The sequence below is a fragment of the Pulveribacter sp. genome (genome assembly GCF_032079985.1).
In the GTDB taxonomy this organism is placed as follows: domain Bacteria; phylum Pseudomonadota; class Gammaproteobacteria; order Burkholderiales; family Burkholderiaceae_C; genus Melaminivora.
In genome coordinates, this window is sequence record NZ_DAMATK010000002.1 from 244,457 (window position 1) to 263,247 (window position 18,791).

Annotated in this window: 18 protein-coding genes; 9 read left to right on the forward strand and 9 right to left on the reverse strand. The window is 70.2% G+C overall.

Features of this window, described 5'->3' with window-relative positions; genetic code table 11:
* Positions 1-78 precede the first annotated feature (78 nt).
* Positions 79-1,308: a serine/threonine transporter SstT gene (gene sstT, locus RT282_RS07420; RefSeq protein WP_313312984.1), complete on the reverse strand. Its 1,230-nt coding sequence runs from the start codon at positions 1,306-1,308 to the stop codon at positions 79-81.
* Positions 1,309-1,454: 146 nt separating this feature from the next.
* Here sstT and rlmB point away from each other — a divergent pair, with 146 nt between their 5' ends.
* From rlmB to RT282_RS07455, 7 genes are all read left to right on the forward strand, one after another.
* Positions 1,455-2,204: a 23S rRNA (guanosine(2251)-2'-O)-methyltransferase RlmB gene (rlmB, locus tag RT282_RS07425; RefSeq protein ID WP_313312985.1), complete on the forward strand. Its 750-nt coding sequence runs from the start codon at positions 1,455-1,457 to the stop codon at positions 2,202-2,204.
* Positions 2,201-2,983 (forward strand): NAD-dependent deacylase, encoded by a 783-nt coding sequence (locus tag RT282_RS07430; protein WP_313312987.1) that lies wholly within the window; start codon positions 2,201-2,203, stop codon positions 2,981-2,983. The genes rlmB and RT282_RS07430 overlap by 4 nt, the downstream gene beginning before the upstream one ends.
* On the forward strand, positions 2,980-3,825 hold the full coding sequence (locus tag RT282_RS07435; protein WP_313312989.1) for a fumarylacetoacetate hydrolase family protein: 846 nt from the start codon (positions 2,980-2,982) through the stop codon (positions 3,823-3,825). Before RT282_RS07430 ends, RT282_RS07435 begins: the two co-directional genes overlap by 4 nt.
* Positions 3,826-3,842: 17 nt before the next feature.
* Positions 3,843-4,175 carry an SMR family transporter gene (locus tag RT282_RS07440; protein ID WP_312304470.1) on the forward strand — a complete coding sequence of 111 codons (333 nt, stop codon included), beginning with the start codon at positions 3,843-3,845 and terminating at the stop codon, positions 4,173-4,175.
* 106 nt (positions 4,176-4,281) lie between these two features.
* Complete coding sequence (locus RT282_RS07445; protein ID WP_313312990.1) at positions 4,282-5,493, forward strand: NnrS family protein; 1,212 nt, start codon at positions 4,282-4,284, stop codon at positions 5,491-5,493.
* A 60-nt stretch (positions 5,494-5,553) separates the two neighbouring features.
* Positions 5,554-5,850 carry a DUF2249 domain-containing protein gene (locus RT282_RS07450; RefSeq protein ID WP_312758554.1) on the forward strand — a complete coding sequence of 99 codons (297 nt, stop codon included), beginning with the start codon at positions 5,554-5,556 and terminating at the stop codon, positions 5,848-5,850.
* Between the two features lie 177 nt (positions 5,851-6,027).
* Positions 6,028-7,056, forward strand: a complete 1,029-nt coding sequence (locus RT282_RS07455; protein WP_312758556.1) for a porin — start codon at positions 6,028-6,030, stop codon at positions 7,054-7,056.
* A gap of 57 nt (positions 7,057-7,113) precedes the next feature.
* Here the strand turns inward: RT282_RS07455 and sufT are convergent, their stop codons facing one another.
* From sufT to sufB, 6 genes are all read right to left on the reverse strand, one after another.
* Complete coding sequence (gene sufT / locus RT282_RS07460) at positions 7,114-7,668, reverse strand: putative Fe-S cluster assembly protein SufT (RefSeq protein WP_313312991.1); 555 nt, start codon at positions 7,666-7,668, stop codon at positions 7,114-7,116.
* On the reverse strand, positions 7,665-8,123 hold the full coding sequence (gene sufU / locus RT282_RS07465) for a Fe-S cluster assembly sulfur transfer protein SufU (RefSeq protein WP_313312993.1): 459 nt from the start codon (positions 8,121-8,123) through the stop codon (positions 7,665-7,667). The genes sufT and sufU overlap by 4 nt, the downstream gene beginning before the upstream one ends.
* Positions 8,120-9,385, reverse strand: a complete 1,266-nt coding sequence (locus RT282_RS07470; protein WP_313312995.1) for a SufS family cysteine desulfurase — start codon at positions 9,383-9,385, stop codon at positions 8,120-8,122. Before RT282_RS07470 ends, sufU begins: the two co-directional genes overlap by 4 nt.
* The gene (locus RT282_RS07475) at positions 9,378-10,574 is read right to left on the reverse strand and encodes a SufD family Fe-S cluster assembly protein (protein WP_313312997.1); all 1,197 of its coding nucleotides are present in this window, start codon (positions 10,572-10,574) and stop codon (positions 9,378-9,380) included. Before RT282_RS07475 ends, RT282_RS07470 begins: the two co-directional genes overlap by 8 nt.
* Positions 10,575-10,578: 4 nt before the next feature.
* Complete coding sequence (sufC, locus tag RT282_RS07480) at positions 10,579-11,349, reverse strand: Fe-S cluster assembly ATPase SufC (protein ID WP_313312998.1); 771 nt, start codon at positions 11,347-11,349, stop codon at positions 10,579-10,581.
* A 67-nt stretch (positions 11,350-11,416) separates the two neighbouring features.
* On the reverse strand, positions 11,417-12,892 hold the full coding sequence (gene sufB, locus RT282_RS07485; protein ID WP_313312999.1) for a Fe-S cluster assembly protein SufB: 1,476 nt from the start codon (positions 12,890-12,892) through the stop codon (positions 11,417-11,419).
* 130 nt (positions 12,893-13,022) lie between these two features.
* Here sufB and RT282_RS07490 point away from each other — a divergent pair, with 130 nt between their 5' ends.
* On the forward strand, positions 13,023-14,162 hold the full coding sequence (locus RT282_RS07490; RefSeq protein WP_313313001.1) for an FAD-dependent oxidoreductase: 1,140 nt from the start codon (positions 13,023-13,025) through the stop codon (positions 14,160-14,162).
* A gap of 3 nt (positions 14,163-14,165) precedes the next feature.
* Here the strand turns inward: RT282_RS07490 and RT282_RS07495 are convergent, their stop codons facing one another.
* Complete coding sequence (locus RT282_RS07495; protein ID WP_313313003.1) at positions 14,166-15,590, reverse strand: dihydrolipoyl dehydrogenase; 1,425 nt, start codon at positions 15,588-15,590, stop codon at positions 14,166-14,168.
* Between the two features lie 88 nt (positions 15,591-15,678).
* Positions 15,679-16,269: a YigZ family protein gene (locus tag RT282_RS07500; protein WP_313313005.1), complete on the reverse strand. Its 591-nt coding sequence runs from the start codon at positions 16,267-16,269 to the stop codon at positions 15,679-15,681.
* A 112-nt stretch (positions 16,270-16,381) separates the two neighbouring features.
* On the opposite strand from RT282_RS07500, the gene RT282_RS07505 reads away from it, so the two are divergent.
* Entirely contained in the window at positions 16,382-18,787 is a 2,406-nt protein-coding gene (locus RT282_RS07505; protein WP_313313006.1) for a YgiQ family radical SAM protein, read from the forward strand.
* The last annotated feature ends 4 nt before the right edge of the window (positions 18,788-18,791 follow it).

Here is an 18,791-nt window from a genome sequence, read left to right on the forward strand (position 1 = left end):
TGCCAGCGCTTGATTGGTGCGGGTTTCAGATAAATTTGTATCTGAAAACCTTGCTACACCAGCGGCGGCAGCTATCAATCAAATAGCGGTGCTGCCTTTGCGCACGTCGCGCAGGCCGGCCGCGGCGGTGAACAACACGTCGGTGGAGGAGTTCAGTGCTGTCTCGGCCGAATCCTGCACGATGCCGATGATGAAGCCCACGCCCACCACCTGCATGGCCACGTCGTTGCTGATGCCGAACAGGCTGCACGCCAGCGGAATCAGCAGCAGCGACCCGCCCGCCACGCCCGAGGCGCCGCAGGCGCACACCGAGGCCACCACGCACAGCAGCAGCGCGGTGGGTATATCCACCTGCACGCCCAGCGTGTGCGCCGCCGCCAGCGACAGCACGCTGATGGTGATGGCCGCGCCGGCCATGTTGATGGTGGCGCCCAGCGGGATGCTGATGCTGTAAGTCTCCTCCTTCAGGCCCAGGCGCTGCGCCAGCGCCAGGTTGATGGGGATGTTGGCGGCCGAGCTGCGCGTGAAAAACGCCGTCACGCCGCTCTCGCGCAGGCAGGTGAAGACGAGTGGATAGGGGTTGCGACGGATGCAGGCCCAGACGATCAGCGGATTGACCACCAGCGCCACGAACAGCATGCAGCCCACCAGCACTGCCAGCAGGTGGGCGTAGCCGCGCAACGCCTGCGTGCCGGCCTCGGCAAAGGTGCTGGCCACCAGGCCCAGGATGCCCAGCGGCGCGCAGCGGATCACCGCCTGGATCACGGCCGTGATGGCCTGCGCCCCGTCGTGCAGCACGGCGCGCGTGCCGGCCGAAGCGTGGCGCAGCGCCAGACCCAGGCCCACGGCCCAGGCCAGCACGCCGATGTAGTTGGCCTGCAGCAGCGCGTTCACGGGGTTGTCCACGGCGCTCTTCGCCACGTTCAGCAGCACCTCGCCCACCGCGCCGGGCGGGGCGGCTCCGGTCTGCGGCGCGGCCATCAGCGTCAGCGTGCTCGGCCACAGCATGCTGGCGGTCACGCCCACCACGGCCGCGGCCAGCGTGCCGATCACGTACAGCGCCAGGATCGGCCGGATGCCCGTGGCCTCGCCCGGCACGTGGTTGCTGATGGCGGCCATGACCAGCACCAGCACCAGCACCGGCGCCACAGCCTTCAGCGCCGAGATGAACAAGGTGCCCAGGAAGGCCACGTAGGGCGTGACGCCGGGCAGCAGGACGGCCAGCGCCACGCCGGCCACCAGGGCCAGCGCGATCTGCGCGACGAGGCTGGTGCGCTGCGCCCAGCGCAGCAGAGGAGAAAAAATCATGGCGGACAGTGAAAGGGGAGCGGGCTGCTGCGGGCTGGCCAGACATGCCTGCCGGCGCCCTGTCAACAGGGAAAGCGCGCGATTTTACGGGCTGCCCCCGCGCGGCCCCTTGCCGGGCGCTGCGGCGTGGCCCCGATAATTGGCGCATGTCCACCCCCAAAGTCCTCTTCGGCTTCCATGCCGTGGGTGTGCGCCTGAAAACCGCGCCGCAATCCATCATCGAGATCTATTACGAGCCCACGCGGCGCGACGCGCGCATGCGCCAGTTCCTGGAGCGGGCCCGCGAGGCCGGCGCGCGGCTGATCGAGGCCGACGGCCTGCGTCTGGCCAAGCTGTCGGGCAGCCATGGTCATCAGGGCGTGGCCGCGCGCGTGCAGGCCGTGCAGCAGACGCAGTCGCTGGACGATCTGCTGGACGATCTGGAAGCCAGGGGCGTCACGGCCCCGCTGCTGCTGGTGCTGGATGGCGTGACCGACCCGCACAACCTGGGCGCCTGCCTGCGCGTGGCCGACGGCGCCGGGGCGCATGCCGTCATCGCGCCCAAGGACCACGCCGTGGGCATCAACGCCACCGTGGCCAAGGTCGCCAGCGGCGCGGCCGAGACGGTGCCGTACTTCATGGTCACCAACCTGGCGCGCACGCTGAACGAGCTGAAGGAGCGCGGCATCTGGGTCATAGGCACCAGCGGCGATGCGGACCAGCCGCTGTACCAGGCCGACCTGAAGGGCCCCGTGGCCCTGGTGCTGGGGGCCGAGGGGCCGGGCATGCGCCAGCTCACCGCCAAGACCTGCGACGCGCTGGTGCACATTCCCATGCAGGGCGCAGTGGAGAGCCTGAACGTTTCCGTGGCGAGCGCCGTGTGCCTGTACGAGGCCCTGCGCCAGCGCACTCCATGAACACCGAGCAGGAGCGGCAGGCCGTGCGCGACTGGATCGCGCAGGCCGCCCGCATCGCCGTGCTGACGGGCGCCGGCATGAGCGCCGAATCCGGCGTGCCCACCTTCCGCGACGCCACGAGCGGCCACTGGGCCCAGTTCAACCCGCAGGACATGGCCAGCGAGCGCGGCTTTCGCGCCGCGCCGGCCCGGGTATGGGACTGGTATGCCCACCGCCGCCAGGGCGTGGCCGCCGTGCAGCCCAACGCCGGCCACTTGGCCCTGGCGGCCTTCGCGCAGCGCCACCCGGGCCGGCTCACCGTCATCACCCAGAACGTGGACGGCCTGCACCAGCGCGCCGGCAGCACCGGCGTGCTGTGCCTGCACGGCGACCTGATGGCCGACCGCTGGCTGGACACGCCCCGCGCCTGCTGCCGCCTGGAGGCTGCGCTGCCCGGCAGCCCGCCGCGCTGTGCGGCCTGCGGCAACCTGGTGCGGCCGGGCGTGGTGTGGTTCGGCGAGAACCTGCCCGCCGGCGTCATCGAGGCCGCCCAGCAGGCCGCGCAGGACTGCGAGCTGATGCTGGTGGTGGGCACCGCCGGCGCCGTCTACCCGGCCGCCGGCCTGGCCCACCAGGCGCGCCAGGCAGGCGCCCGCGTGGCCGTCATCAACCCGGCGGCCAGCGAGCTGGACAGCGTGGCGCACGCCGTGCTGCGCGGTACCGCGGCGCAGCTGCTGCCGCAGCTACTGGGCGAGCCCTGCCCGCACGGCGCCGCCACACCTTCAGGAGAGACTGCATGAAACTCATACGCCATGGTGCCCCCGGCGCCGAGCGCGCCGGCATCGTGGACGCGGGCGGCACGCTGCGCGATGTGTCCATGCTCGTGCCCGACATCGGCCCGGCGCAGCTGGCGCCGGCCGTGCTGTCCGCGCTGGCCGCCATCGATGCCACGCGCCTTCCCGCCGTGACCCCCGGCACGCGCCTGGGCTGCCCGGTGGCCGGCGTGGGCAAGATCGTCTGCGTGGGCCTGAACTACGCCGACCACGCGAAAGAGGCCGGCATGGCCGCACCGGCCGAGCCGGTGCTGTTCATGAAGGCGGTCAGCAGCCTGTGCGGGCCGCAGGACGAGGTCCGTATCCCCGCCGGCGCCGCCAAGGTGGACTGGGAGGTGGAGCTGGGCATCGTCATCGGCACGCGCATGCGCGGCGTGAGCGAGGCACAGGCGCTTGCCCACGTGGCCGGCTACGTGCTGGCCAACGACGTGTCCGAGCGCAGCTGGCAGATGGAGCGCGGCGGCCAGTGGGACAAGGGCAAGAGCGCCGACACCTTTGCCCCGGTAGGCCCCTGGCTGGCCACGCCCGACGAGCTGGCCGACCCGCACGCCGTCGACCTGTGGCTGGAAGTGAATGGCCAACGCATGCAGAACGGCAGCACGCGCAACTTCATCTTCGGCGTGCCCACCGTGCTGGCCTATATCAGCCAGTTCATGACGCTGGAGCCCGGCGACCTGGTGCTGACCGGCACGCCGGCGGGCGTGGGCCTGGGACACAAGCCCGAGCCGCGCTTCCTGCGCGCGGGCGACGAGATGCGTCTGGGCGCCACCGGACTGGGCGAGCAGCGCCTGCGCTGCGTGGGCGGCTGAAAGGCCCGGGCCAGCGTATGCATCCGTTCGCGCTGCTGGGCATCTCCATCGTGTGTGAGGTGGTCGCCACCTCGGCGCTCAAGTCCTCGCAAGGGCTGACCCGGCTGTGGCCCAGTCTGCTGGCCGTGGCCGGCTACTGCGTGGCCTTCTGGCTGGTCTCGCGCGTGATGAACCACATGGCCACGGGCGTGGTGTACGCCATCTGGTCCGGCCTGGGCATCGTGCTGATCTCGCTGGTCGGTTGGCTCATGTACGGCCAGAAGCTGGACGCGCCGGCCCTGGCGGGCATTGCCATGATCGTGGGCGGCGTGCTGGTCATACAGCTCCTGTCCAAGAGCACCGGGAACTAAGGAGGATCAAAAAATAGCTGGGTGAAAAAGGGCTTGTGCTTTAAGATTCATTTAAAATGAATTTATTGTTCGCTCTATCAGGGCCGCACCCGGCCCCCTTCCAGCCGTGAACCAGCCCCTGCCTTTCCCACAGCGCTCCTCCGCCGCCCCGCCTGCCACTCCCGCCCTGCAGGGCCTGCCGCTGCTGCGGCTGGGTTTCCGGCCGTTCTACCTGGGCGCGGCGCTGCTGGCTTGTGTGTCTGTGCCGCTGTGGATTGCCGCCTTCCTCGGCCTGGTGCAGCTGCAGCTGGCCATCCCGCCGCTGCTGTGGCATGCGCACGAGATGCTGTTCGGCTTCGCCGTCGGGGTCATCGTGGGCTTTCTGCTCACCGCCGTGAAGGCCTGGACGGGCCTGCCCACGCCGCGCGGGGCCACGCTGGGGGCGCTGGCGCTGCTGTGGCTGGCGGCGCGGCTGGCGGCCTTCGTCGCGCCTTACTGGATGTATGCGGCGCTGGACATGCTGCTGCTGCCCGCCGTGGCGCTGGCCCTGCTGCGCGTGCTGGTGCAGGCACGCAACAAGCGCAACATCCCGCTGATCTCGCTGCTGCTGGCCATGGCCGTGGCCAACGGCGTCTTCCACCTGTCGGCCATGGGCGTGCTGCAGGTGCCGGCAACGTCGGCGCTGTATGCCGAGCTGGCCCTGGTGCTGATGGTGATCAGCGTGATCGCCGGGCGCGTGGTGCCCATGTTCACCAAGAACGTGACACCGGGCCTGGTGATGAACATCCCGCGCCGCTTCGAGCTGTCGCTGCTGGCCGTCACGGCCGTGGCGCTGCTGCTGTGGGTGTGCAGCGCGCCCGCAGCCTTGGTGGCTGCAGCATCGGCCGCTGCGGCGGTGATGCACGCGGTGCGCCTGGCGCTGTGGAAGCCCTGGGTCACGCTGCGCCGACCCATTCTGTGGATCCTGCATGCCTCCTACGCCTGGATGCCCGTGGGCTTTGCCCTGCTGGCGGCTGCGCAGCTGGGCTGGCTGCCCACTTCGCTGGCCGTGCACGCGCTGGCCGTAGGCGTGGTGGGCGGGCTGATCATCGGCATGCTCACGCGCACCGCACGCGGCCACACCGGCCGGCCGCTGCAGGCCTCGCGCGCCGAGGTGCTGGCCTACGCCCTGGTGATGGCCGCCGCCGTGCTGCGCGTGCTGGTGCCCGCCGTGCACCCGCAGTGGTATGCCGGCGCCTTGCATGGCGCGGCCTGCCTGTGGGCGGCGGCGTTCGCCATCTACGTCGTCATCTACACGCCCTGGCTCATGCGCACGCGGCTGGACGGCAAGGACGGCTGAGCCGGCTTCCTCTTTTCCCTTTCCTCTTCACTTCACTCCGACCACGAAGGCTGAAACGACATGACCACGACCACCACGACAGAAATCGACGTACGCACCATCCCGCCGTACGAGCGCCACGCGCAGATCTTCGGCAGCTTCGACGAGCTGCCGGCCGGGCAGGCCCTGGTCATCGTGAACGACCACGACCCCGTGCCGCTGCGCCGCCAGTTCGAGGCGCGCACGCCCGGCCAATTCACCTGGAACTACCTGCAGGCCGGCCCCGCCCTGTGGCGCGTGCAGATCGACAAGCTGGCCAGTGGCCCGGCCGAGAGCGGCGGCGATTCGTGCTGCTCCGGCGGCGGCTGCGGCGGCTGAGACAGCGGCAGCACACCACCGGGGGCCGGATGCGGGGCGCATGCCTTGCTTCCGGCCCCTTCGCTTTTTGTTGCCTGTGGGCAACAACCAGACGGACTTCAGCGGGTGTCCCATGCCTGTCATGTGTGGTCCGTGTAATGGCGGCTTTCCCTTTGCACAACCCCATTCAGGACTCGCATGAAACGATCTCTCCTCGCCCTTGCCGTCATGGGCGCCGCCGCAGGCGCCTCGGCCCAAAGCTCCTCCAGCGTGACGCTGTTCGGAGTGGCCGACGTGTCGCTGGCCCACATCTCCACCCCGGGCAAGAGCGTGACCGGCCTGGCCAACGGTGGCAATGCCAGCAGCCGCCTGGGCTTTCGCGGTGTGGAGGACCTGGGCGGCGGCCTGCGGGCCGGCTTCTGGCTGGAGGCCGGCATCGGCGTGGATGACGGTGGGTCCGCCCTCAAGTTCGACCGCCGCTCCACCCTCAGCCTGTCGGGCGGCTTCGGCGAGCTGCGCCTGGGCCGCGACAAGACGCCCGCCTACCAGAACCTGGAGACCTTCCACGCCTTCGGCGACTCCGGCATGGGCGCCATCAACGCGCACAACCTGATCAGCGGCTCCGCCGCCGGCACGGGCGAGGGCAGCGCGCCCAAGCGCCGCTCCAACAGCATCAGCTACCTGCTCCCGAAGCTGGGCGGCGTGTATGGCCAGGTGAGCCACAGCTTCGGCGAAACAGCGGGCAGCACCCGGCTGGGCGCAGGCACCGGCGTTCGCCTGGGCTATGCCAGCGGCCCGCTGAACGTGGCCGTCGGCTACCAGCTGGAGCGCGGCGGCGACGCGGCCGGCAGCACTGACTACAAGGCCATGAACATCGGCGCCCTGTACAAGGCGGGCAGCTTCACACCCATGGTGCTGTGGGCCACCGAACGCGGCGCGGGCAAGCGGGTGGACGTGTACAGCGTCGGCCTCAAGATGGCCCTGGGCAATGGCGAGTTGCGCGCGGCCTATACCCGCTACGACGACAAGAAGAGCGGCAACGATGCCGACCGCCTGGCACTGGGCTACGGCTACCGGCTGTCCAAGCGCACAGAAATCTACGGCGCCGTGGCGCGCCTGGACAACGACGGCGCCGCCACGCGCAAGCTGGGCTCTTCGCTCAGCCCCACGCCGGCAGCCGGCCAGGATTTGACCGGCTACGAGATCGGCCTGCGCCACACCTTCTGATTCTTGGGGCAAGGGCCCGGAACCGCCTGGCAGATTCCTGCCGGGCTTTTTTTTGTTTTAAAGACCCAGCGCCAGCTGCGCGGCCTCCGACATGCGGCTGCGGTCCCAGGGCGGGTCGAACACCAGGTTGACGGTGATCTCGCCCACGCGCGGCAGGGCCAGCACCTTGTCGCAAACCTCGTCGGCAATGGCTTCGCCCATGCCGCAGCCGGGCGCGGTGAGCGTCATGTCCAGCAGCACGCGCACTTTCTCGGCCTCGGGCAGCGGCTCGAACGCCAGCCGGTAGACCAGCCCCAGGTCGACGATGTTCACGGGGATCTCCGGGTCGTAGCAGGTGGACAACGTCTGCCACACCAGCGGCTCCAGGTCATCGATGTGCAGGTCCTCGGGCACGGCAATCGCCTCGGGCGGCGTCTTGCCGATGGCGTCCGCGTCCTGGCCCTTCAGGCGCATCAGCTGGCCTTCGACCAGCAGCGTGAACGAGCTGCCCAGGGCCTGCGTGATCTGCGCCAGCTGGCCTGCGTCCAGCTCGATGGGCGTGCCGCTGGGGATGGCCTCGACGGTCACGGGGCGTCGTACCAGCACGTCCTCGCGGTGGCGGCGGTAGGTCATGCGCGCTTCTCCTCATCCTCATGTTGTGCGATGGCATGCATCAGCGCGTGCCAGCCCAGCAGCGCGCACTTGATGCGGCTGGGGTAGCGGCGCACGCCGGCCAGGCTGACCAGCTTTCCCAGGGGCGCTTCGCCAGGTTCTTCCTCACCCGTGAGCACGGCCCGAAAGTGCTGCTGCAACGCCTGCGCCGCCTCGACGTCCGTTCCCTTGACGGCCTCGGTCATCATCGATGTGGAGGCCATGCAGATGGCGCAGCCCTGGCCGGTGAAACGGATGTCCTGCACTTGGCTGCCGTCCAGCCGCAGCTGCACGGCGATGCGGTCGCCGCAGGAGGGGTTGGTACCTTCGGCCTGGTGCGTGGGCTGCGCCAGGTGGCCAAAGTTGCGCGGTGCGCGCTTGTGCTCCAGCACCACCTCCTGGTACAGGTCGTTCTCGGCGCTACTCGTGGCGCTCATCGCAGCATCTCCAGGGCGTGCGCCACGGCGGCGACCAGGCGGTCGACCTCTTCGGGCGTGTTGAACAGGGCGAACGAGGCGCGCGTGGTCGGCCCCAGGCCTAAATGTTCCAGCAGCGGCTGGGCGCAGTGGTGGCCGGTGCGCACGGCGATGCCGCGCTCGTCCAGCAGCGTGCCGATGTCGTGCGGGTGCACGCCCTCGGCCACGAAGGACACCAGCGCCGACTGCGTGGCATGCGGCGCCAGCACCGTGATGCCGTCGAGGCCCGACAGGCCCGTCACCGCCTGGGCGCGCAGGGCGTGCACGTGCGCGTCGATGGCTTCGCGGCCGGTCTGGTCGATGAAGCGCGCGGCCGCCGCCATGCCGATGGCGCCGGCCACGTGGGGCGTGCCGCCCTCCAGCCGGGCGGGTAGCTGCGCAAAGCCGGCGGCCTCGTAGCTCACCCAGTCCACCATGTCGCCACCCAGGCGCAGCGGGTGCAGCCGCTCCAGCGCCGCGCGCCGGCCGGCTAGCGCGCCTATGCCCATGGGGCCGTGCATCTTGTGGCCGGAGAAGGCCATGAAGTCGCACTCCAGCGCCGACAGGTCGGGCACGGCATGGCTGGCCGCCTGGGCGGCGTCCAGCACCGTCAGGGCGCCAGCGCGTACGGCCAGGGCCAGCATGGCTTCGTAGGGCGGGCGCTCGCCGGTGGCGTTGGCGCAGGCGGTGAGGGTCAGCACGCGCGTGGCGGGCGTCAGCAGCTGCTGCAGGTCGTCCAGGTGCACGCGACCCTGCGCGTCCGGGCGCAGGATGGCCAGCTCGGCCCCGCTCATGCGCGCGGCGTGCTGCCAGGGCACCAGGTTGGCGTGGTGCTCCAAGCCGCTGACGATGATGCGGTCGCCCGGGCGCAGCCACGCCTTGCCCGGCCCGCCGGCCCACAGGCCCTGGGCGACGAGGTTCAGCGCCTCGGTGGTGCCGCTGGTGAAGACCAGCTCGTGCCCGTCGCCCGCACCGATGAAGGCCTTGAGCGTGGCGCGCGCGGCCTCGAAGGCGTCGGTGGCGCTCTGGCTCAGCGTGTGCACGCCGCGGTGGATGTTGGCGCGGCCGTGCTCTTCAAACTGCTGCATGGCCTGCAGCACCCGCCGCGGCATGTGGGTGGTGGCGGCGTTGTCCAGGTAGGCCAGCGGGTGCCCGTTGATGGTCTGCCCGAGGATGGGGAACTCGGCACGCAGGGCATGGACCGGCAGGCTGCCGGCATGCAGCAGAGGGTGGGCCTTACCCATGGCGCGCCCCCGTCTCCGGCACCAGGTGGGTGGCGATGGCACGGGCCAGCCAGCCGCCGTCCAGCCATTGGGCCAGCATCAGCGCGCCCTCAGGCTGGGGGCTAAGGCTGCGCTCCAGCAGCGCGCGGGCCATGCCTTCGATGATCAGCGCGCGGGCGCTGGCCTCCTCCAGGCCGCGCTGGCGGGCGTAGAACAGCGCGTCCTCGGGCAGTGCGCCCCAGGTGGCGCCGTGGGCGGCCTGCACGTTGTCGTGCAGGATCTCCAGGTGCGGGCGCAGCACCAGGCGCGGGTTGCCGGCCAGCGGAATGCCGGCCAGGCGCTGGCGCACGGCGGCTTCATCGGCGCCGGGGGCGATACGGGTGTGGGCGTTGGCCACGGCGTGCGCGCCGTGCTGGGCCAGGGCCAGGGTTTCGACGCTGCTGCGGGTGCGGGGCGCATCCATGCGCGTCCAGGCCTGCTGGTCGATCTGGTGGCCGTCGCCGCCGGCCAGCGCCAGCGTGGCGGTGTCCGCCTGGGCGCCGGTGCCCTGCAGCGCCAGCGTGCCGCGCTGCAGGTGATAGGCGGCAGCAGTGGCCACAGTAGCCTGCTGGTAGTGGGCATCCGCAGCCAGCGTGGCGTGCACATGGTGGGCGATGCGGTCGCCCGCGCCGGCATCGACCACGCGCAGGTGCTGCAGACGCGCGCCGCGCGCCAGCCGGATGTGGATTTGCAGGTTCTGCGCCGCCTGCGGCGCGAAAGCATGCGTCTCCAGCAGCGTGCAGTGCGCGCCTTCCTCCACGTCCAGCACCAGCAGCGGTGCTTCGGCCGCGCTGCGGCTGTGGTGATGCAGGTGCAGCTGCTGCGTCGCTGCGCCGCGCACGGACAGGCGCAGGCCCTCGGTGCACAGGGCGCGGTGCGCCCAGGCAAACGGCGCGGCATCGCCGTCGCCGGGGTGGGGCAGGCCGGCCAGGAGCTGGACGCGCTGCTGCCGGTCAAGCGCGCTCAGGCGCTGCACGGCCAGGGCAACGCTGGCGCCGTCCTGCACGGTCCAGCCCGAGCCGATGGGCTCGTCCCCGGGCTGGCGCAGCCACTGCTCCAGCGCCGGCGGGGGCAAGTGGCGAAAGGCTTCGCTGCGCCGGTGGATCCAGCCGTGGCTGGCCAGCTGGGCGCGGGCGCTGTCGGCGTCGGTACGCACACTGTCGTGGGCCATGGCGTCAGGCCTCCACGGCTTCGCGGGGACGGACAAAGCCGGTGCGGGCGATGCCGCGCGCCAGCTCCATGCCGCCGGTCTCGGCGATGCGCCCCTGGTCCAGGCGCAGCACGGCATCGGGCTCCAGCTGCTCGATCATCGTGAGGTAGTGCGAGACCACGACAAAGCCCGTGCCCTGTGCGCGCAGGCGCTGCACCAGGCCCACCACGGCACGCACGCCGTCCACGTCCAGGCCGGAGTCGATCTCGTCGAGCAGCGCCACCCGGGGCTGGAGCAGCGCCAGCTGCAATAGCTCATTCCTCTTGCGCTCGCCGCCGGAAAAGCCTTCGTTGACCGGGCGCGCCAGCAGGGTCTCGGGCAGGCCCAGTTCCTTGGCTGACTGCTTGGCGCTGGCCAGGAAGTCAAAGGCGTCCAGCGGCTGCTCGCCGCGCGCTTCGTGCACGGCATTCAGCGCGGTGCGGATGAACAGGTTGTTTTTCACACCGGGGATGTCCGGCGGCGACTGGAAGGACACGAACAGGCCGGCGCGGGCCCGCTCGTGCGCGGCCAGGGGCAGCAGGTCCTGCCCGGCCAGCAGCGCCTGGCCGCCAGTGACGTGGTAGCTGGGGTGGCCGGCCAGCGCCATGCCCAGCGTGCTCTTGCCGCTGCCATTGGCGCCCATCAGTACGGCCAGGCTGCCGGCGGGCACGTTTAGCGAGACGGACTGCAGCACGGTGCGTTCGCCGATCTGCACGCGCAGGTCGCGCACCTGCAGCAGGGGGGTGGTTGTGGTCATCGTGGTTTCCTTCAAATTTGATAGCTGCTCGCGCTTGTTTGGTAAGCGCTAGAGTCGTTTTTCATGCTTAACCCACCGCGCCTTCGAGGGAGACGGCCAGCAGCGCCTTGGCTTCCAGGGCGAATTCCATGGGAAGCTCTTCCAGCACCGCTTGGCAAAAGCCGCCGACGATCAGCGCCGTGGCGTCCGCTGGGTCGATGCCGCGCTGCTGGCAATAAAACAGCCGCTCCTCGGAGATGCGCGTGGTCGTCGCCTCGTGCTCGACCACGGCATCGCCGCGCGCTGTGTCCACGTAGGGAAAGGTGTGGGCGCCGCAGTCCGGGCCGATGAGCAGCGAGTCGCACTGCGTGTGGTTGCGCGCACCCGCTGCGCCGGGGTTGATGCGCACCAGCCCGCGGTAGCTGTTTTGCGCGTGGCCGGCGCTGATGCCCTTGGAGACGATGCGGCTGGTGGTGTTCTTGCCCAGGTGGATCATCTTGGTGCCGGTGTCCGCCTGCTGGAAGTGGTTGGACACGGCGATCGAATGGAATTCGCCGTTCGATTCCTCGCCGCGCAGCACCACACTGGGGTACTTCCAGGTGATGGCCGAGCCGGTCTCGATCTGCGTCCAGGCGATGCGCGAGCGCTTGCCGGCGGCCAGGCCGCGCTTGGTCACGAAGTTGTAGATGCCTCCGCGCCCGTGTTCGTCGCCGGGGTACCAGTTCTGCACCGTGGAATATTTGATGAAGGCGTCGTCATGCGCGATCAGCTCGACCACGGCGGCGTGCAGCTGGTTCTCGTCGCGCTGCGGGGCGGTGCAGCCCTCCAGATAGCTCACCGAGCTGCCTTCCTCGGCAATGATCAGCGTGCGCTCGAACTGGCCCGTGTTCTGCGCATTGATGCGGAAGTAGGACGACAGCTCCATGGGGCACTTCACGCCCTTGGGGATGTAGACGAACGAGCCGTCGGAGAACACGGCGGAGTTCAGTGCAGCGTAGAAGTTGTCGCCCTGCGGCACCACGCTGCCCAGATATTTCTCGACCAGGTCGGGGTGGTTTTGCACCGCGTGCGAGAACGAGCAAAAGAGCACGCCCACGTCCGCCAGCTGCTTGCGAAACGTCGTTCCCACCGAGACCGAGTCGAACACCGCGTCCACCGCCACGCCCGCCAGGCGCGCGCGCTCGTGCAGCGGCACGCCGAGCTTTTCATAGGTCTCCAGCAGCTTGGGGTCGACCTCGTCCAGACTCTTGGGCGCGTCTTTCAGCGACTTGGGGGCCGAATAGTAGCTGAGCGCCTGGAAGTCGATGGGCTCGATCTTCAGATGCGCCCAGTGCGGCAGCTCCATCGTGCGCCAGCGCTCGAAGGCGGCCAGGCGCCAGTCGAGCAAAAACTGCGGCTCCCGCTTCTTGCGCGAGATGGCACGGATGGTGTCCTCGTCCAGTCCGGGCGGCAGCGCGTCGGACTCGACGTCGGTGACGAAGCCATGCTGGTAGGGCCGCTGCAGGGCCTGCGCCAGCGGGTCGGCAGCGGCGGGGCTGGTGGAAGAGTCAGGCAGGACGTTCATGGCATGGGCTGCTTGTTTTAATATTCACATAATATGCATCTTTTGTTTTTCTGCCCAGTCCGATGAGGTGCCCGCATCTGTGCCAGGGAGATTGCAGGCACTACGATCGGGTGTTTTGCAAGGGTGCAGCATGGCGCAGGCAAATAGCGATTGCGACTTCGTGGTCATCGGCGCGGGCATTGCCGGTGCGTCCGTAGCCTGGGAACTGGCTGCGACGCGGCGCGTGCTGCTGCTGGAGCGCGAATCCCAGCCCGGCTACCACACCACCGGTCGCTCGGCGGCGCTCTACAGCGCCACTTACGGCACGCCCAACATCCAGGCCTTGACGCGCGCCAGCCGCGCCTTCTACGACGCGCCGCCGCCGGAGTTCGGGGACGCCCCCATCCTCACCCCGCGCGGCGTGGCCTATGTGGCGGGGCCGCAGCAACTGCCGGCGCTGCATGCAGCCTTCGAAGACGCGCGCCGGCGCAACCCGGCCGTGCGTCTGCTCACGCGCGACGAGCTGCTGGCCCTGTTGCCCTGCCTGAGGCCCGAGGCCGTGGCCGCCGGCATGCTGGAGCCCGATGCCGCCGACATCGACGTGCATGCGCTGCACCAGGGCTACCTGCGCGGCGCGCGACGGCGCGGCGCCGTGCTGCGCACGGATGCCGAAGTCACCGCGCTGCAGCGCGCCCCAGGCGGCTGGGCCGTCACGCTGGCCAGTGGGGAAGTGCTGCGCGCAGGCGCGGTAGTGAACGCCGCCGGTGCCTGGGCCGACGAGCTGGCGCGCCTGGCCGGCGTGGCGCCCATCGGCCTGCAGCCGCGCCGGCGCACGGCCTTCACCTTCCCCGTGCCAGCGGGCATGCAGGCCGCGGCCTGGCCGGCAGCCATCGACATCGACGAGCAGTGGTACTTCAAGCCCGACGCCGGCCAACTGCTGGGCTCGCCGGCCAACGCCGACCCGGTGCCGCCGCACGACGTGGTGCCTGAGGAGCTGGACGTGGCCCTCGGTATCCACCGCATCGAGGAGAGGACGCTGTTTCAGATCCGCCGCCCGACGCGCACCTGGGCCGGGCTGCGCTCTTTCGTCGCCGACGGCGACCTGGTCATCGGCCCTGACGCGGGTACGGATGGCTTCTTCTGGCTGGCCGCCCAGGGTGGCTATGGCATCCAGAGCGCGGCCGGCGCCGCCTTGCTGGCGCGCAACCTGCTGCTGGGCGAGCCGCTGCACCCAGGCCTGGTGCGCGAGGGCGTGGTGCCCGAGGCGCTGTCGCCGGCGCGGCTGCGCTAGCGTTCAGTCCAGGGCGCTGGCGCCCAGGTTCTCGCAGTCCGACAGGTCCGAGTCGTTGCCCGACGGCAGCTGGCGCGACAGCTGGCGTAGCGCGGTGCGCAGGCCTTCCTCCAGCGTGGGGTGGTAGACGGGCATGCGCAGCAGGTCCCGCACCGTCAGCTCGCGGTCAATGGCAAGGGCCAGCAGCTGGGCCAGGTGTTCGCCCGAGGGCGCGCACATCTGCGCACCCAGCAGGCGACCCGTCTGCGGCTCGGCATACACGCGCAGCAGGCCGGCGTTGCGCAGGGCCACGCGGGCACGGCCCTGGCGCGAAAAATCCACCTCGCCCACCAGGTGCGGTTGCTTTTGCAATTGCGCATAGGCCATGCCGACGCTGGCCGCCTGCGGATCGGAAAAGGTGATGGCCAGCGGTACGCGCCGACGAAAGTGCCGCAGGGGCCGGCCCTGTGCGGCCAGCACCGCATTGATGCCGGCCATGTGGCCCTCGTCCGCGGCCTCGTGCAGCAGCGGGCGGTCGCGGTCCACATCGCCAGCCAGGAACACCGGCGTGTCGCCGATCTGCAGCGTGCACGGATCCACGGGCGGCAGGCCGCGCTCGTCCAGCACCGGCCCGAGCGTGTCCAGCCCCAGGTATTCGATGTTGGGCGTGCGGCCCATGGCGGCCAGCACCTGGTCGACCACCACGGTGGTCTTGCCATTGCTCACCTCGATGCCGCCGGCCAGCTCGCGCAGCTCGGCATGCTCGCCCACGCTGATGGCGAACTCTCCCTTCAGGCGCTCGTACAGCGTCGCGTTGACAGCCTCGTCGCGCAGGCCGGCCACGCGCTCGCTGGTGACAAAGGCCACTACCTCCACGCCCAGGCGCGCTAATGCCTGCGCCATCTCGGTGCCTATGCTGCCCAGGCCGATCACGGCCATGCGCGGGCCCAGGGTGGGTTGCTCGAACAGCGTGTCGGTGGTCAGGATGCGGTCGCCAAAAGCCAGCCAGTCGGCGGGCACCACCGGGCGCGAGCCCGTAGCCACGATGACGCTGCGCGTGCGGTAGGTGCGGCCGGCGACCTCTACGCGCTGCGCGTCCAGCAGCCGCGCACGGCCGGAGACGGCCTTGCCGCCCGCGTCGCTGGCGCGGATGGTGCCCGCGACGAACTCGTCGCGCAGCGCACGCACGCGCTGCAGCACGGCCGGCAGGTCGGCGCGCAGATCCTTGCCGCCGCGCAGGCCGAAGGTGTCGAAGCGCTCGCGCGTGTGCAGGGCATTGGCGGCCTCCACCAGCATCTTGGAGGGCATGCAGCCCACGCGGGCGCAGGTCGTGCCCCAGGGCCCTTCGTTGGCGATGAGGAAGTTGTCCGTGCGCTTGCGCACCTCGCGCAGCGCGGCCAGCCCGGCGGTGCCGGCGCCGATGATGAGGGTGTCGAGAGTCTGGTTCATAGGGCAGAGCGGTCGGGCAGGTCAGTGTCCACGCCGCGCCGGTGCGCGGCTGTAGTCCGGCATGCCAAGGTCCGCGTGCCGGCGCACGTCAGTCCGCCGGCAGCCAGGCCACCCGGCCGCTGGCCAGCTCGTCCAGGCGCGCGGCGAAGGGCGCCGCCTGCGCTTCCGGCAGCGACAGGGTGAACGTGACCTGCGAGGCATGGCGCACGTCCAGCAGCTGCGCGCCGGCGGCGGCGATCTCGCGGCGCAGCAGGCCTTCAAGCGGGTAGGGCACGCTGGGGCACAGCTGGACCATGCGCTGGCGCGGCACCTTCTCGACGCCCAGCAGGGCCTGGGCCACGCTGTCGGTATAGGCACGCACCAGGCCGCCCGCGCCCAGCTTGACGCCGCCGAAGTAGCGCACCACCGTGGCCAGCACGCCCTCCAGCTGCTGGTGGCGCAGCACGTCCAGCATGGGCCGCCCGGCCGTGCCGCTGGGCTCGCCGTCGTCCACCGCGGCCGACTGCCCGCCGGCCAGCAGCGCCCAGCACACGTGGGCGGCGCCAGGGTGCTCGCGCCGCAATCCGTCCACCACGGCCTGCGCCTGGGCGCGCCCGTCCACGGGCTGCACGCAGGCGATGAAGCGACTTTTCTTGATGACCAGTTCGTGATGGGCCGGGGCGCTGAGTGAGTAGGACATGGGCCGGCCGAGCTTAACCCCGCGGCGCCGGCCGGCGCCGCGCCTATAACCGCGCGCCAGCGCCGGCAAGGAGGGCCTCCTAGAATGTCCGGCCCCGCTCGAAAGCCCGCCGATGAACGCCTTTGCCGACGTTTCCTTCTTCCCGCGCCCCGCCAAGCCGCTGACCAGCTACCGCCCGTACTGGGCCAAGCGCTTTGGCACCGCGCCCTATCTGCCCATGAGCCGCGCCGAAATGGAGCAGCTGGGCTGGGACAGCTGCGACGTGGTGCTGGTCACCGGCGACGCGTATGTGGACCACCCCAGCTTCGGCATGGCGGTGATCGGGCGCGTGCTTGAGGCCCAGGGCTTTCGCGTGGGCATCATCGCCCAGCCGGACTGGACCAGCGCCGAGGCCTTCAAGGCGCTGGGCAAGCCCAACCTGTTCTGGGGCGTGACAGCGGGCAACATGGATTCCATGATCAACCGCTACACGGCGGACCGCAAAATCCGCAGCGACGACGCCTACACCCCCGGCGACGTGGGCGGCAAGCGCCCCGACCGTGCGGCCATCGTCTACAGCCAGCGTTGCCGCGAGGCCTTCAAGGACGTGCCCATCGTGCTGGGCGGCATCGAAGGGTCCTTGCGCCGCATCGCCCACTACGACTATTGGAGCGACAAGGTGCGCCGTTCCATGGTGGTGGACGCCAAGTGCGACCTGCTGCTGTATGGCAACGCCGAGCGGGCGCTGGTCGAGGTGGCGCACCGCCTGGCGCGGCGCGAGCCGGTGGAGAGCATCACCGACGTGCGCGGCACCGCCTTCGTGCGCCGCAGCAGCCCTGAGGGCTGGTTCGAGCTGGACTCCACCAGCGTGGACGAGCCCGGCGCGGTCGAGCCGCCTATCAACCCCTACATGACCACGGCCGAGCAGGCCGCCACGCAAGGCCAGGCCTGCTCGCGCGAGGATGCTCCTGATTCAGGAGCTGCCAGCGCAAGCCAGGCAAGCGCTGGAGGCCAAAAAAGCTCTGAATCGGTGATCCAGTTCGTGCCCAACCCCGGCCTGCGCCGCAAGGGCGCCCAGCCGCCGCGCGAGCTGACGGTGATCCGCCTGCCCAGCTTCGAGAAAGTGAAGAGTGACCCGGTGCTGTACGCCCACGCCAACCGCGTACTGCACCTGGAGACCAATCCCGGCAACGCCCGCGCGCTGGTGCAGGCGCACGGCGAGGGCACGGCCGCGCGTGATGTCTGGCTGAACCCGCCGCCCATTCCGCTGACCACCGCCGAGATGGACTGGGTTTTCGGCCTGCCGTACGCACGCAACCCGCACCCGCGCTATGCGGACGAGAAGGGCGGCTTCGACGGCGCGACCAAGATTCCGGCGTGGGAGATGATCCGCGCCTCCATCAACATCATGCGCGGGTGCTTTGGCGGCTGCACCTTTTGCTCCATCACCGAGCACGAGGGGCGCATCATCCAGAGCCGGTCCGAGGAGTCCATCATTGCCGAGGTGCAGGACATCCGCGACAAGGTCAAGGGCTTTACCGGCACCATCTCCGACTTAGGAGGGCCCACGGCCAACATGTACCGTCTGGGCTGCCGCGATCCGCAGATCGAAGCCGCCTGCCGCAAGCCCAGCTGCGTCTTCCCCGGCATCTGCCAGAACCTGCACACCGACCACGACCCACTCATCAAGATCTACCGCCGCGCGCGCGAGCTGCCGGGCATCAAGAAGATTCTGATCGGCTCGGGTCTGCGTTATGACCTGGCCGTGCAGTCGCCCGAGTACGTGCGCGAGCTGGTGCAGCACCACGTGGGCGGCTACCTCAAGATCGCGCCCGAGCATACCGAGGCCGGGCCGCTGTCCAAGATGATGAAGCCGGGTATCGGCAACTACGACCGCTTCAAGCAGCTGTTCGAAAAATACAGCGAAGAGGCGGGCAAGAAGCAGTTTTTGATTCCCTACTTCATCGCCGCTCACCCTGGCACGACCGACGAGGACATGCTGCACCTGGCCGTCTGGCTGAAGAAGAACGGCTTTCGCGCCGACCAGGTGCAGGCGTTCTATCCCAGCCCCATGGCCACGGCTACGGCCATGTACCACAGCGGTCGCAACCCCCTCACGCGCGTGCGCCGCCACATGCGCGACGAGGCCGAGGAGACGGTGGACGTGGTGCGCGGCGAGCGCCGGCGCCGCCTGCACAAGGCCTTCCTGCGCTACCACGACCCGAACAACTGGCCGCTGCTGCGCGAGGCGCTGAAGAACATGGGCCGTGCCGACCTGATCGGTAATGGCAAGCATCACCTGATCCCGACCTTCCAACCGCTGACGGATGGCGGCTACCAGTCCGCACGGCGCAAGAACAGCACGGCGGCCACGTCGGCACCGGGCGCCAGAGGGGTAACGGGAGCCTCCCAACCGCAGCGTGGCCGTGTGCTGACACAGCACACGGGCCTGCCGCCGCGCGCGGGCACGGCGCCGGCAGGCCGCAAGGGCGGGCCAGTCGCTGGTCCCAAGGGCAAGGCGCAGGGGCGGCGCGGCTGAGACC

Coding starts and splice junctions, on each gene's coding strand:
- sstT (WP_313312984.1), bottom strand. CDS start 1,308: ATGATTTTTTCTCCTCTGCTGCGCTGGGCGCAGCGCACCAGCCTCGTC.
- rlmB (WP_313312985.1), top strand. CDS start 1,455: ATGTCCACCCCCAAAGTCCTCTTCGGCTTCCATGCCGTGGGTGTGCGC.
- RT282_RS07430 (WP_313312987.1), top strand. CDS start 2,201: ATGAACACCGAGCAGGAGCGGCAGGCCGTGCGCGACTGGATCGCGCAG.
- RT282_RS07435 (WP_313312989.1), top strand. CDS start 2,980: ATGAAACTCATACGCCATGGTGCCCCCGGCGCCGAGCGCGCCGGCATC.
- RT282_RS07440 (WP_312304470.1), top strand. CDS start 3,843: ATGCATCCGTTCGCGCTGCTGGGCATCTCCATCGTGTGTGAGGTGGTC.
- RT282_RS07450 (WP_312758554.1), top strand. CDS start 5,554: ATGACCACGACCACCACGACAGAAATCGACGTACGCACCATCCCGCCG.
- RT282_RS07455 (WP_312758556.1), top strand. CDS start 6,028: ATGAAACGATCTCTCCTCGCCCTTGCCGTCATGGGCGCCGCCGCAGGC.
- sufT (WP_313312991.1), bottom strand. CDS start 7,668: ATGACCTACCGCCGCCACCGCGAGGACGTGCTGGTACGACGCCCCGTG.
- sufU (WP_313312993.1), bottom strand. CDS start 8,123: ATGAGCGCCACGAGTAGCGCCGAGAACGACCTGTACCAGGAGGTGGTG.
- RT282_RS07470 (WP_313312995.1), bottom strand. CDS start 9,385: ATGGGTAAGGCCCACCCTCTGCTGCATGCCGGCAGCCTGCCGGTCCAT.
- RT282_RS07475 (WP_313312997.1), bottom strand. CDS start 10,574: ATGGCCCACGACAGTGTGCGTACCGACGCCGACAGCGCCCGCGCCCAG.
- sufC (WP_313312998.1), bottom strand. CDS start 11,349: ATGACCACAACCACCCCCCTGCTGCAGGTGCGCGACCTGCGCGTGCAG.
- sufB (WP_313312999.1), bottom strand. CDS start 12,892: ATGAACGTCCTGCCTGACTCTTCCACCAGCCCCGCCGCTGCCGACCCG.
- RT282_RS07490 (WP_313313001.1), top strand. CDS start 13,023: ATGGCGCAGGCAAATAGCGATTGCGACTTCGTGGTCATCGGCGCGGGC.
- RT282_RS07495 (WP_313313003.1), bottom strand. CDS start 15,590: ATGAACCAGACTCTCGACACCCTCATCATCGGCGCCGGCACCGCCGGG.
- RT282_RS07500 (WP_313313005.1), bottom strand. CDS start 16,269: ATGTCCTACTCACTCAGCGCCCCGGCCCATCACGAACTGGTCATCAAG.
- RT282_RS07505 (WP_313313006.1), top strand. CDS start 16,382: ATGAACGCCTTTGCCGACGTTTCCTTCTTCCCGCGCCCCGCCAAGCCG.